The organism is Hoeflea ulvae (assembly GCF_026619435.1).
GTDB classification, from domain to species: Bacteria; Pseudomonadota; Alphaproteobacteria; order Rhizobiales; family Rhizobiaceae; genus Hoeflea; species Hoeflea ulvae.
The window spans coordinates 4,934,753-4,948,035 of record NZ_JAOVZQ010000001.1; the positions used below are offsets into that span (position 1 = coordinate 4,934,753).

The window sequence follows — 13,283 nt, forward strand, 5'->3', positions numbered from 1 at the left end:
CTGTCGATGATCAGCTTGCGTCGCAGGTCCGGGGTGGCAACCTGAATGTCAGCGTGTCGCCCGATCCGTTCATCAGCATTGTCACCGTTTCCAGCGAACCGTCCGGCTTGCGCCGGCAGCGGCGCATGACAAGCGCCCGGCCTTCGGCATTGTTCCAGTCCTCTTCCGACAGGTGCTCGCCGCGCTCGTCGAACCAGTCAATGTCGAGAATGCCCGGAGCGACCTCGACTTCGCCATGCAGAAACCGGTTGGCGCGGATCAGCGGATAGTCGCGGCGCACCGCGGTCAGCCGGCCGACGAATTCGGTCAGCTTGCGGCCATGCTCGCTTTCCAGCAGGGACCAGTCGAACCAGCTGATCTCGTTGTCCTGGCAATAGGCATTGTTGTTGCCATGCTGGGTACGGCCGAATTCGTCCCCGCCCAGCAGCATCGGTGTGCCAAGCGAGGTCATCAGCGTGGTCAGCAATGACCGGGACACGCGGTCGCGGATATCTTCAATGGCCGGATCATCGGACGGGCCCTCCGCGCCCCAGTTGCAGGAATAGTTTTCCGAATGGCCGTCGCGGTTTTCCTCGCCATTGGCCTCGTTGTGCTTGCCCTCGAAGCTCACGAGATCGCGCAGCGTCTGGCCGTCATGGGCGGCGAGGAAATTGACGCTGGCCCAGGGGCGGCGCGCGCGGCGGTCAAACAGGTCGGCGGAGCCGGCGATGCGCTTGGCGAATTCGGCCCGCTCGCCGCTTTCGCCACGCCAGAACTTGCGCGCCGAATCCCGGAACTTGTCGTTCCACTCGGCAAATCCCGGCGGGTGCTGGCCGAGCTGATAGCCGCCCGGGCCGATATCCCAGGGCTCGGAGATCAGCTTGAGCTGATTGAGCACCGGATCCTGGCGCAGAACGTCGAAGAAGCCGGAGCGCGGGTCAAAACCATTGTTGCCGTCGCGGCCCAGCGTGACGCCGAGATCGAACCGGAAACCGTCGACGCGGTAGCTTTCAGCCCAGTGGCGCAGGGAATCGACCACCATCTGCAGCACCCGCGGATGGCTCAGATCGAGTGTATTGCCTGTGCCGGTATCATTGATGCAGTAGCGCGCATCGCCTTCGACCAGCCGGTAATAGCTGGCATTGTCGAGCCCGCGAAGATTGAAGGTCGGGCCGAGTTCGCTGCCTTCGGCGGTGTGGTTGTAGACCACGTCGAGAATCACCTCGATGCCTGCAGCATGCAGCTTGCGGATGGCAATCCGCAGCTCGTCGCCGCTGTCGGTCGACATGTACCGGCCTTCCGGAGCGAAGAAGGACAAGGTGTTGTAGCCCCAGTAATTGGTCAGCCCTGCTTCCTGCAGCCGGCGGTCCTGAACAAAGCTGTGGATCGGCAGCAGTTCGAGCGCCGTGGCGCCGACACGCTTGAGGTGCTCGATCACCTTGGGATGCGACAGCGCCGCATAGGTTCCGCGCTGTTGCCGGGGCACATCCTCGAGCAGCTTGGTCAGGCCTTTGGTATGGGCCTCGTAGATCACGGTCTCGTCCCAGGGCGTCTTGGGCCGGACGTCCTGGGACCAGTCGAACGCGCTGCTGGTGACCACGCCCTTGGGCATGGCCGGTGCGCTGTCGCGACGGTCGAAACTCAGATCCTTACGCTTGGACCGGACCGAATAGGAATGCAGCGCGTCGGTCCAGCGCACCTCGCCTGAAAGCTGCTTGGCATAGGGATCGAGAAGCAGCTTGTTGGGGTTGAAGCGGTGACCGTTTTCCGGTTCGTATCGGCCATGGGCGCGGAAGCCGTACAGCAGACCCGGACCGGCATCGGGAAGATAGCCGTGCCAGACCTCGTCGGTGCATTCCGGCAATTCCAGGCACAGGATCTGCCGCCGGCCCGAGGGTTCGAACAGACAAAGCTCGATCTTGTCGGCATTGGCCGAAAAAACCGCGAAATTGACCCCGAGGCCATCGAAAGTGGCGCCGAGCGGATAGGGATAGCCGGGTTCGAGCCGGTCGATCTGAGGGTTCACGTGCGTGTTCCTTGATGGCGCAGAAGGATGGCGCCGAGTGGTGGAAGGGTGAGTTCGGCCGAGAAAGGCTGGCCATGCAGAGGCTGGTCGTCGGCGACAACTGCGCCGCCATTGCCGATATTGACACCGCCATATCTGGCGGCGTCGGAATTGAGAATTTCGTGCCATTGACCCGGACCGGGCAGACCGATCCGGTAGCTTTCGTGCGGTTGCGGCGTCATGTTCAGCACGACCACGACAGGTGCGCCGTCACCGGAACGGACAAAGGCGAAGACACTGTTGTCGCTGTCATCGGCAATCAGCCAGCGGAAGCCGGTCGGATCGCTGTCCTTTTGGTGCAGCGCAGGCTCGTTTCTGTAGAGGCGGTTGAGATCGCGAACCAGCATCTGGATTGCGGCATGCTCCGGCTTGTCGAGCAGGTGCCATGGCAGCGATTGGTCGTGGTTCCATTCAGTTTCCATCCCCAGTTCCGAGCCCATGAACAGAAGCTTCCGCCCGGGATGCGTCCAGAGCAAGGCAAGGTAGAGCCGCAGATTGGCAAATTTGCGCCAGCGGTCGCCCGGCATCTTGTTCCACAGCGACCCCTTTCCATGAACCACTTCATCGTGGCTGATCGGCAGGATATAGGACTCCGAATAGGCATAGACCATGGGGAAGGTGAGATCGCCTGCATGCCATTTGCGGTACAGCGGGTCGCGCTCGATATAGTGCAGTGTGTCGTGCATCCAGCCCATGTTCCACTTGTAGCTGAACCCGAGACCACCTTGGTCCACCGGTGCGGACACGCCGGGCCAGGCCGTGGATTCTTCCGCAATCGTGACAGCGCCCGGGCACCGCTCGGCAACAATCGCGTTCATGCGCTTGAGGAAGTCGACCGATTCGAGATTTTCCCGTCCGCCATTAACATTGGCAACCCACTCGCCCGCCTTGCGGCTGTAATCGCGATAGAGCATCGAAGCCACCGCGTCGACACGCAGGCCGTCGACATGAAACACCTCCAGCCACCAGATCGCCGAGGCCAGCAGAAAGCCCGACACCTCGCGCCGGCCGAGATTGTAGATCAGCGTGTTCCAGTCCTGGTGAAACCCTTCGCGCGGGTCGGCATGCTCATACAGATGCGTGCCGTCAAAGCGGGCCAGTCCATGGGCATCCGTGGGAAAATGCGCAGGCACCCAATCAAGAATGACACCGATCCCCTCGCGGTGGCAGGCATCGACGAAGCCCGCAAAATCCTGCGGCCGTCCGAAGCGGGCGGAGGGAGCGAACTGGGACAGCGGCTGGTAGCCCCAGGAGCCGCCGAAGGGATGCTCCATGATCGGCAACAGTTCGACATGGGTGAACCCCATCTCGGCGACATAGGGTATGAGCCTTTCGGCCAGTTCGCGCCAGTCAAGCGCCCGGTCCCCGTCGCCGTCCGGTTTCATCCAGGATCCGGCGTGAACCTCGTAGATCGAGATCGGCGCGTCCCCGGACTGGCGGCGGGCGCGCTCGTCCTTCCAGTCCGCGTCATGCCATATGAAATCCGGGCGCGCCGCTACCACGGAGGCCGTGGCCGGCGGGGGCTCGGTCTGGCGCGCCATCGGATCGGCCTTCTGGGACCGGCTGCCGTCAGCGCCGATGATTTCGAACTTGTAGCGATCGCCCGGTCCCAGCCTGGGCACGAACAGTTCCCATATGCCGGCCGGCTGCCTGTGCCGCATCGGATGGCGGCGGCCGTCCCAGCTGTTGAAATCGCCGACGACGGAAACCCTTCGGGCATTTGGCGCCCAGACTGAAAAACCAACGCCTGCAACGCCGTCCATCACCATCGGCTGAGCGCCCATGACGCTAGCGAGATCAAGGTGGCGCCCTTCCGAAAAGAGATACAGGTCGAGGTCCCCGAGCACGAGACCGAAACTGTAGGGATCCTCGGTTTCCTGCACGATGCCTGCCGGCCAGACCATGCGCAGCACATAGGGCGTCCCGCCGGGGATCTCGCCGGCGAAGAATCCCGGTGCCACCTGCTCCAGCGTGCCCAGTTCGTCACCGGTGTCCGCCGAAATCACGCAAACGCTGTCGGCGCCGGGCTGGAAGGTTCGCACGACGCGCGCATCCGAACCATGCGGCCCCAGCAAGGCGAAGGGGTCGTCGAGCCGGCCTTCAAGCAGCATTGCCGCCGCCGCGTCGAAACTGGTGTTGCCACCGCTCATCGCATCTCCTCCCCCAGCAGACGGCGCACCGCGCGCACAAGTCCGGCCGTGGGCACGCCGATCCAGTCTGGACGGTTGGCCGCCTCGTACATGACTTCGTAAGCAGCCTTTTCCATGATGAAGAGATCGAGCACCGGGTCGATCTCGACCAGCCGCCGCATCGGGTCGTCCGCCTGGTCCTCATCCGCGTGAGCGACCGGGTCGATGCCGTAATAGCCCGCAAGGAATGCCGCCTTGGCGCGGACACGGAAATCGTCTGCCACGGCTTCACTCAGAGAGTCTGCGTCCGCCGGTCCGGTTTTTTCCGCCACAGCGGCGGCATAGTCGAAGGACCGCATCATGCCGGCGACATCGCGAAGCGCCAGATCCTTGGCGCGCCGCTCCTCCAGCGGACGGGTCGGTTCGCCCTCGAAATCGATGAACATGACATCGGCTCCGGTGACGAGCACCTGCCCAAGATGAAGGTCGCCGTGGACGCGCGTGCGATTGCGCCCCACCACATGACGGACCAGCGCGCCGATCTTCGCAATCAGCGCATCGCGGTGATTGAAGAGGTAGGCGGCGTGAACTGCATCCGCCTCGCTCAGCTCTGCACTGCGCAACTGCGCCAGGGCCTTGTCGACCTGCCCCTTGATCCGGCCTCCAAGCTTGTCCGCCTGTTCCAGGGTGACAGGCTCGGGAGCAAAGTCCGGATTGTCCGCAGGGCTGGCCAGTGCTTCGTGCATGGCGGCCAGGCGCTGGCCGAGATTGGTTGCAAAGTTCTCGTAATTGCTGAAATTCGGCTCGGGTTCCGTCGCAAGCCGGCTTAAGAAACCCATGGTCCACTGCCATCCGTCGCCATGATTGTGGACAAAGGCCTGGAGCAGCATCAGCAGCGTCTCCTCGCCGTTCTCCACTCGTGTCACGGTTCCAAGCATCGGCGGCACGCTCGCAAAACCCTTGTCGCAGAGATAGCGGACCATCTCGACATCCGGATGAACGCCCGGCGTCACCTTGCGCAGAAGTTTCAGCACCGCCTTGCGGCCGAGCACCATGGTGCTGTTGGACTGTTCGGCCGCCAGCCACTCGACCTCGGCCTCGGGTTCAAGATCAAATCCGGAGAAGGCAGAAAACCGCATTTCGGCCTCACCGCCGGGTATCGAGAGCCCGTCGCGAAGAGCAGTGATCACGGATCGCGCAAATCCGGACAGGGCCGACCCGTCGGTGAGCAGGCCGACATCACGTCCGCGGCGCACCCGGGCAATGGCTAGGTTCGAAGCATAAGGGCCCTGCGGAAGATTGGCCCAGGCAATGCCGAGCGGAACCGTATAGACCGCCTCCCCTGCCGAGGTCTCGACCCTGAACTCGCCAAGCAGCAGATCCTCGACAGCCGGCATCGGCGTGACCCGCGTCAGCGACACTTTCGGAATTGATCCGTCCTTGCCGCCAAACCAGCGCCTTTGCGCGATGTAGTCTGGCAGGACTTCTGCTTCCAGAAGCTCCCGGTTGCCGCTGCGCACGATATCATCAAGCTCGGGGCGCAGAACAAAGGTGTGGCGTTCGATCTCGACCCCGGGAGCAGACGTGGCCCATTCCGGGGCATCCACCCCTTCGGCCAGCTTGAACCAGAGAAAGCCGTAGGGTTGCAGGGTCAGCAGATAGGGCAGCTGGCCGATCTTGGGAAAGGCTGCACCGCCGGTCAGTTCCACCGGCGTCCGGCCTTCGAAGTCGTGCAGATCGAGCTCGACCGCCTGTGCCCTCCGGCACAGATTGGCAACACAAAGGATCGACTCGCCTTCATATTCGCGCAGATAGGCCAGGATATGCCTGTTGGGCGGCCGCAGGAAGGTCTGCGTGCCGCGCCCGAAGGCCTTGTGGCCGCGCCGCACTGCCAACATGCGCTTGATCCAGTTGAGCAGCGAATGCCGGTCGCGTTCCTGCGCCTCGACATTGATGGCCTCATATCCGTACAGCGGATCCTGAATGGCGGGCAGCGTCAGCGAGGCCGGATCCGCGCGGGAAAAGCCGCCATTGCGATCGGGAGACCATTGCATCGGCGTACGCACGCCGTCCCGGTCGCCCAGAAAGATGTTGTCGCCCATTCCGATCTCGTCGCCATAATAGAGCACCGGCGTCCCCGGCATGGTCAGAAGCATGGCGTTCATCAGCTCGATGCGGCTGCGATCCCGTTCCATCAGCGGCGCAAGACGCCGGCGGATGCCCAGATTGATGCGGGCGCGCTTGTCCGAGGCATAGGTGTTCCACAGATAGTCGCGCTCGGCATCGGTCACCATTTCCAGCGTCAGCTCATCATGGTTGCGCAGGAAGATGGCCCATTGCGCATCTTCCGGAATGGATGGCGTCTGCCGCATGATGTCGGTGATCGGAAAGCGATCTTCCTGGGCCACCGCCATGTACATGCGCGGCATCAGCGGGAAGTGGAACGCCATGTGACACTCGTCGGTCACCACTGGCCCGGTCTCGGGGAGGGCTGAATTGCCGCCGAAATATTGCTGCGTGTCCTCCGGCCACATATTGGCTTCGGCGAGCAGCATCCGCCCCGGGTAATGGGTGTCGAGATCGGCGCGTATTTTCTTGAGCACATCATGGGTTTCGCGCAGGTTCTCGTTCGAGGTCCCGTCACGCTCGATGAGATAGGGCACGGCGTCGAGGCGCAGGCCGTCAATGCCTGCATCGAGCCAGAAATGCATGACTTCGAGCACCTTTTCGAGCACTGCAGGATTGTCGAAATTCAGATCCGGCTGATGCGAGTAGAACCGGTGCCAGAAATAGGCGCCCGCCTCCTCGTCCCAGGTCCAGTTCGACTTCTCGGTGTCGAGGAAGATGATGCGGGTGCCGGAATAGAGCTGGTCGTCATCCGACCAGACATAGAAATCCCGCTCGGGGCTGCCGGCGGGCGCCTTGCGCGCAGCCTGGAACCACGGATGCTGATCGCTGGTGTGATTGATCACCAGTTCGGTGATCACCCTGATATTGCGGGCATGCGCCGCCTCGATGAAGGCCCTGGCCTCCTCAATGGTGCCGTAATCGGGACTGACGGCGCAATATTCGGCGATGTCATAGCCGTCATCGCGGCGCGGCGACGGATAGAACGGCAGCAACCAGATCGCCGTGACACCGAGATTTGCGACATAATCGAGCTTCTGCATGAGGCCTGCAAAGTCGCCGATTCCATCATTGTTGGAATCGAAGAACGACTTGACGTGGACCTGGTAGATGATCGCGTCCTTGTACCACAGCGGATCATCCATGTCGGTGACAAGCGCAGGCGCCAGCAGTGAGGGAGATGTCTGGTTCATGCGAGTCCTCCCGGCGCGCGCAGGCGCCATATCCGATAGGGCAGATCAGGGGTGATGCGGATCCACTGGATTTTGCCGTGCCAGTCGAACCGGTGACCCAGCACCAGATCCTCAACAGATATGCCGGCGGTGTCAGGGAGACCGAACTCCCACAGCGGAACCTCGAAATGGCATTCCTGGGCATGGTGCGGATCGAGATTGACCATCACCATGATCAGCTCGTCGCCATCCGGGGAGGCCTTGCCGTACCAGATGATGTTGTCGTTATGGGCGAGGTAGAAGCGGGTGTTGAGATGGGTCTGCAATGCCGGGTGCAGGCGGCGCAGTCGGTTGAGCAAGGTGATATCGGCGATGACATTGCCCGCAGCCGTGTGATCGCGCGGACGGATTTCGTATTTTTCGGAATCAAGATATTCCTCGCGGCCCGGCAGGGCGGCGGATTCACACAATTCAAAGCCGGAATAGACACCGAACAGGCCGGACAGGGTGGCAGCAAGAACTGCTCGGATCCGGAACCCGGGCCGGCCCGAGCTCTGCAGAAACATCGGGTTGATGTCGGGCGTGTTGACGAAGAAATGCGGGCGATAGAATTCCTTCGGCGCGGTATCGGTCAGCTCGGTGATGTAGTCGATGAGCTCGTGCTTGCCGTCGCGCCAGGTGAAATAGGTGTAGCTCTGCGAAAAGCCGACCTTGGCGAGGCGGTACATCATTGTCGGCCTGGTGAAGGCCTCGGCAAGGAATATGACCTCGGGATGCTGATGGCGGATATCGGCAATCATCCACTCCCAGAACGGCAGCGGCTTGGTGTGCGGATTGTCGACCCGGAAGGTCTTCACGCCGTGGCTGATCCACAGCAGCACCACGTCGCGAAGTGCGAGCCACAGATCGGGCACCGCGTCGGGGCCGTAGAAGTCGAGATTGACGATGTCCTGGTATTTCTTCGGCGGATTCTCGGCATATTTCATCGAGCCGTCGGACCGCCAGGAAAACCAGCCGGGATGATCCTCAAGCCAAGGGTGGTCGGGCGAGGCCTGGATGGCGAAATCCAGCGCGACCTCCAGCCCGTGGTCACGCGCTGCGACAACCAGGCGGTCGAAATCCTCGAAACTGCCCAGTTCCGGGTGAATCGCGTCATGACCGCCATCGGGGCTGCCGATGGCGTAGGGGCTGCCGACGTCATGCGGTTCGGGCGTCAGTGTATTATTAGGCCCCTTCCGGTTGGTCTTGCCGATCGGATGGATCGGCGGAAAGTAGACCGTGTCGAAACCCATGTCGCGGATGCGCGCGAGATGCGGAATCACATCCTCCAGCCTGCCGTGGCGGGCCTTGTCGGTGGTCATCGAGCGGGGGAACAGCTCGTACCAGCTCGAAAACCGTGCTGCCAGCCGTTCGGAATCCACGCGCTGCGGATCCGTGACGATGCGGAAAGGCCGATCATCGACCGCAGTCATCTTCTGAGCCAGATCGTCGTCAAGCAGCACATCAGCGCTGGCTTCGCTGTCGGCGGCGGTGTCGAACCGGCGAAGAAATGCGCTGAGCTCTTGCCCTGCCTCGCCTCCGCTCCGCGCCACGGCCTCCCCGATAAGGACCTTGCCATCGGCAAGGTCGACGAGTTGCGCCACGCCGGCATCGCGCTTCTTGACGAGGTCCCGGCGGAAGCCGCCGAAACGGTCGAGCCAGGCTTCGACGAAAAATTCGTACGGACCAAGCCGGTCGAGCGTAAAGCGCCCAGTCCACAGATCGTTCTTGCCGACTTCTTCCATGCGCACGGACTGCCAGGACGTGCTGTCGAGGCTGCGCCAGTGCAGCTCCACCGCCAGCTGTTCGTGACCGTCCGCAAAGACCGCAGCCGTAACCTCGACATCGTCGCCAACAACCCGCTTGACCGCGAAATCGCCGCCATCGACGCGCGGAGATCTAATCTCGGCCACAAGACGGGGCATGGCGGCGCCGCAGTCGACGTCGAGAGCCGGCGCATCTGCAATGATTGTGCGGGACGGCGCAAGCTCGATGATCCGGACCTCGCCGGGCAACAAGGGAGAGAGGTCTGCCGGACCCAGATCCAGCGCCGTGCCTGTCCGCTGGACGAGGGCGCCCCTGCCGGGCGCCGGCCGTTCCTCAGCATCGCCATTGACGAGCACCAAAAGAGCACCGTCATGGGCGCGCGCGTCACCGTTTCGGGTCCGCGCCAGCGCAACAACATTGTCGCGCGTTCTCGCGAGAAGCTGCACTGTTCCGTCATAGGGCGCGGCCCGTTGCGCCAGCCCGGCAGCCTTTACGACAAGCGCGCGGGCGTCATCGCCACCTCCAAGGAAGCTTTCGGGGATGATGAGTCCGGAAAAAACCGCTGCTGCGGTGAGAACCAGAGCTTCCATCCCTCGGGCATCAAGATCTCCGGCGAGCTGATCAATATCGAGCTCCCCGAGGACCGGCGCGGTCGCTGCACCTGTTCCGATCCTGTCCGACACCCGCCCCTCTTTCAGGTCGGGCAGGCTGAACGCCACGATCTGCCGATCAAGCCCGGCCGCCGATGCAGCACCGTCGCTGGCCGGTGCGGGACCGGCAAGGATCATCACGCCATGCGGCTCCAGTTGCTTGCGGACGAGCTGGAGAAACCGGCTTCCCAACCGATGCGGATTGGCAAGGCGGAATCCCTCGATGCCATTCGCCGCCGTGCTGATCAGCCGTTCACAAACCGGACGCGCGAGGAACTCGACAGCCTCATTCAAGTGCAGCCGGGCGATCGCCCTGCCTGCGGCAGGCATCGGCTTGCGCGGATCGATCGGGGCTTCGGACTGGCCGGACCGGCGGATGGAGAAAAGCTGCGGGAATTCTGCGACGAGTTCATGATGAACGGGAAAATCCGCGATATCGATCTCGACCATCGGCGCAAGTCCCGCCGCGCGGACATCCTTGATCAAGGTGGCCATTTCGGGCGCGTCCATAAGCCAGTCGGCACGCCACAGCACCCCGGTCATCCCGGCAGCGCGTGCATGGTCAATCATGTCCGCGCCGACGCTAGCGGCTTCCTCGGTGCGCAATAGCAGGATGGGGGAAAGGGCAGATGCCAAGGTCACGCGTCTCCATTCTCTGGCATTGCACTGGCCAGAGCGGTTGTTGAAACTGTTTGCTGTTTTGCGCCAGGGCTGCTGTCGGGGATGATCAGCTGGCGTCGGGCCCGAAAGCCGCCGCCGCAGTTGCCATCCTGAGGACAGGAGCCTCCGGACTAGGCTTTGTCCGGCGCAACGCCGGTCTTGCGAGCGCTTCGCTTCTTCGGTGCCTTGGCCTTCTCGGCCTTTCCATCCGGCGGAGGGTCCGCGAGGTCAGCTGCTTGCTGCTTGGACCCGATGAGGGGCGCCGATGACAGCACGCTCTGTGCCAGATCATCAGCAGGGAGTTCGGAGCGCGCCTGTTCCCAGTGCTGCGCTTCCCTGCCTTCCGGTCGGCCTTCCGATTCCCATATTTCATAGGCGCGTTCGCGAATGCTCTTGTCTTGCGGCTGCATCGGGGGCTCCTTTCGTCAATCCGGCTTTTGAAACGTAAATTCATTCAGCCGGAAATTGTTCCGCGTGCTGGAGAGGATTTGATCACGCATAATCGCGGCATGCTCTGGCGATCGAGCCACTGTCCGGGAAAGACAATTTGCCGTTTTCCCGGGGAACCAATTCCGAAGTGGAAAGTTTTTCCACACGACGGGTTTGCCGCCGGGAGGAGGGTTTCATGGAGAAGCTTTTTTGCGATTTCGTTCCGGATTGCGACGGCTGGAGCGTGCTGATCGACGGACGCTGGATCGCAACCTACCGGAGCCTGCATCTGGCAAGGGAGGCGGCGAGAACCATGTTCGGCTTTCCCGGTAATGCCCTGACGATGCGTCAGATGGCAGTTGACGGCAAGCTCTACGAATTGCGCGCTGCGCTAGCCTCGCCGGAACCGGAAAATACAATCCGCGCTCAACCCTGCCGGAACTGATGACGCCTTGAAAATTCACGTCCATCCACGCGGCTCAGGTCCGTGCAAGGCCCAGGATGCGAGGCTCGCCCCTGGTTTGAAAAGAGGATACGACACTGCGCCACTCCGGGAATGATGCCTATTCAGGCGCAACCTCGACACCAGCCCCTTTGTGCATCGGCCTGGTTCACGTCACCGATTCCGATCCCGGCTATGGCCGAAGGCGGCGGGGCAAGGGCTTCCAGTATCTCGATGACAAGGGGCAGACCCTCAAGGATCCCGACCACCTCGCCCGGATCAAGGCACTGGCGATACCACCCGCCTGGACGCAAGTGTGGATTTCACCGCTGCCGAACGGCCACATCCAGGCGACGGGAAGGGATGCCCGGGGCAGAAAGCAATATCGCTATCACGCAGATTGGACGTCGTTTCGCGAGGAGCAGAAATTCTCCACCCTGATGCAGTTCGCAAGGCTCCTCCCCAGGCTCAGGGACCGGGTCGAGAAGGACTTGCGCAAGCGCAGCCTCACTTGGGAACGCGTCATCGCATCGCTGGTCTGGCTGCTGGACAACACCATGATCCGGATCGGCAATGACATCTATGCCCGCGAGAACCGCAGTTACGGACTGACCACCTTGCTCAACCGCCATGTGGCCGGCGAGGGTGCCGCGCTCAATCTGCGCTTTGTCGGCAAGTCGGGAATGAAATGGAAACTGAAACTGACCGACCGCCGTGTCGTCTCGGTCATTCGCTCGCTGCAGGAACTGCCGGGGCAGCGCCTGTTTCAGCTTCCCGGCGACAATGGCGACCGGACCGACATCCGCTCTCAGGACGTCAACGACTACATTCGCGATGTGATCGGCGAGCAGTTCTCATCGCGGCATTTCCGCACCTGGGGGCGACCACTGAGGCCGCGAGACTGCTTGCGGCAACGCCCCTGCCGGACACGGCCCGCGCGCGCACGATCGAGCTCAACAGCATCATCGACACGGTGGCCCGACGACTTAACAACACCCGCGCCGTGTGCAGGCGATGCTACATCCATCCTGGCGTCATTGACGCCTGGAATGACCAGACGCTGCAGCTCGAGCTTCAGGCTCTCAAGCGCCGCTATCCGCGTCCGTTCAAGGGGCTGGACATCGATGAGACCATCGTCCTGCGCTGGCTCAACACTCTTGAAGACTAGGCGCACAGCTGCGTCAAACAGCAGCTCCGGCATGCCAACGCTACCCGGCAGATCGGTCCGCCTGGACCAAGATCAAGACGAAAAAGTCGGCTTCCCCCGGCGGGTCAGCTCTTGCCGCGCGCGAGGATCTTGCTTTCGACGCGATGGACACCCGCAACCGTCATGGCGGTTTCAATGCACCTGCGGATTTCGTCTTCTTCATTGACCCAACCGCTGAGCACAATGCAGGCGTCGGGCAGCACAGTCACCGCGACATCCGTCGCGTCGATTCTGCCGCTTGCTGCAAGCGCGGACGCGACGGCATGTTCCAGCTCCGCATTGCGCTTGCGTTCCACGTCAGCCGGATCCCCGAAATATTCGCGTGGCTTGAACACCATGATGCTATCCTCACTTTTCGATTGTCACAGGCAGGCAAGGGCCGTCATGACGGGCCGGTCAGGTCAGAATTTGCGTTCGGGGCCGGTCGCCTTGACGCTGCCGGTCAGGACTTGTTGATGTCGCTGTCGCTGTCATAAAGCTCGGCGACCCTTTCATGTTGCGCTTGTTTTTCGCCGGGGGACAGGCGCCGCTGCCGCAGCACTGCGTAAATCATCGCAGCTGCCAGCAGCAGCGGCCCGATACCCACAACGAAGCCCCAAAAAAGAAAATCCATGTCA

9 protein-coding genes and 1 pseudogene are annotated in these 13,283 nt (G+C 62.3%); 3 read left to right on the top strand and 7 right to left on the bottom strand.

What is annotated here, in order from left to right; all coding sequences use genetic code 11:
* Positions 1-10: 10 nt before the first annotated feature.
* From glgX to OEG82_RS23395, 5 genes are all read right to left on the bottom strand, one after another.
* Positions 11-2,005, bottom strand: a complete 1,995-nt coding sequence (gene glgX, locus OEG82_RS23375) for a glycogen debranching protein GlgX (protein WP_267614761.1) — start codon at positions 2,003-2,005, stop codon at positions 11-13.
* Positions 2,002-4,194, bottom strand: coding sequence for a 1,4-alpha-glucan branching protein GlgB (glgB, locus tag OEG82_RS23380; protein ID WP_267614762.1), 2,193 nt, complete (start codon positions 4,192-4,194; stop codon positions 2,002-2,004). The genes glgX and glgB overlap by 4 nt, the downstream gene beginning before the upstream one ends.
* The gene (gene treS, locus OEG82_RS23385; RefSeq protein ID WP_267614763.1) at positions 4,191-7,493 is read right to left on the bottom strand and encodes a maltose alpha-D-glucosyltransferase; all 3,303 of its coding nucleotides are present in this window, start codon (positions 7,491-7,493) and stop codon (positions 4,191-4,193) included. Before treS ends, glgB begins: the two co-directional genes overlap by 4 nt.
* Positions 7,490-10,564 (bottom strand): alpha-1,4-glucan--maltose-1-phosphate maltosyltransferase, encoded by a 3,075-nt coding sequence (locus OEG82_RS23390; protein ID WP_267614764.1) that lies wholly within the window; start codon positions 10,562-10,564, stop codon positions 7,490-7,492. The genes treS and OEG82_RS23390 overlap by 4 nt, the downstream gene beginning before the upstream one ends.
* 155 nt (positions 10,565-10,719) lie before the next feature.
* Positions 10,720-10,998, bottom strand: a complete 279-nt coding sequence (locus tag OEG82_RS23395) for a DUF2934 domain-containing protein (RefSeq protein WP_267614765.1) — start codon at positions 10,996-10,998, stop codon at positions 10,720-10,722.
* 215 nt (positions 10,999-11,213) lie between these two features.
* Between OEG82_RS23395 and OEG82_RS23400 the strand changes: the two genes are divergently transcribed.
* The 3 genes and pseudogenes from OEG82_RS23400 (at position 11,214) to OEG82_RS23410 (ending at position 12,627) form a co-directional block, all read left to right on the top strand.
* Complete coding sequence (locus tag OEG82_RS23400; RefSeq protein WP_267614766.1) at positions 11,214-11,462, top strand: hypothetical protein; 249 nt, start codon at positions 11,214-11,216, stop codon at positions 11,460-11,462.
* 149 nt (positions 11,463-11,611) lie between these two features.
* Positions 11,612-12,280: pseudogene (locus tag OEG82_RS24260) on the top strand (DNA topoisomerase IB); the annotation flags it as partial.
* 152 nt (positions 12,281-12,432) lie between these two features.
* Positions 12,433-12,627 carry a hypothetical protein gene (locus OEG82_RS23410; protein ID WP_267615061.1) on the top strand — a complete coding sequence of 65 codons (195 nt, stop codon included), beginning with the start codon at positions 12,433-12,435 and terminating at the stop codon, positions 12,625-12,627.
* A 104-nt stretch (positions 12,628-12,731) separates the two neighbouring features.
* On the opposite strand, the gene OEG82_RS23415 is transcribed toward OEG82_RS23410, so the two are convergent.
* Positions 12,732-13,004, bottom strand: coding sequence for a BON domain-containing protein (locus OEG82_RS23415; RefSeq protein WP_267614767.1), 273 nt, complete (start codon positions 13,002-13,004; stop codon positions 12,732-12,734).
* A gap of 104 nt (positions 13,005-13,108) precedes the next feature.
* On the bottom strand, positions 13,109-13,279 hold the full coding sequence (locus OEG82_RS23420; RefSeq protein ID WP_267614768.1) for a hypothetical protein: 171 nt from the start codon (positions 13,277-13,279) through the stop codon (positions 13,109-13,111).
* Positions 13,280-13,283: the final 4 nt, after the last annotated feature.

Excerpts from the sequence above, each read along its gene's own strand:
- OEG82_RS23415 (WP_267614767.1), bottom strand. The coding sequence starts at position 13,004 with ATGGTGTTCAAGCCACGCGAATATTTCGGGGATCCGGCTGACGTGGAA.
- OEG82_RS23400 (WP_267614766.1), top strand. The coding sequence starts at position 11,214 with ATGGAGAAGCTTTTTTGCGATTTCGTTCCGGATTGCGACGGCTGGAGC.
- glgB (WP_267614762.1), bottom strand. The coding sequence starts at position 4,194 with ATGAGCGGTGGCAACACCAGTTTCGACGCGGCGGCGGCAATGCTGCTT.
- OEG82_RS23395 (WP_267614765.1), bottom strand. The coding sequence starts at position 10,998 with ATGCAGCCGCAAGACAAGAGCATTCGCGAACGCGCCTATGAAATATGG.
- treS (WP_267614763.1), bottom strand. The coding sequence starts at position 7,493 with ATGAACCAGACATCTCCCTCACTGCTGGCGCCTGCGCTTGTCACCGAC.
- OEG82_RS23420 (WP_267614768.1), bottom strand. The coding sequence starts at position 13,279 with ATGGATTTTCTTTTTTGGGGCTTCGTTGTGGGTATCGGGCCGCTGCTG.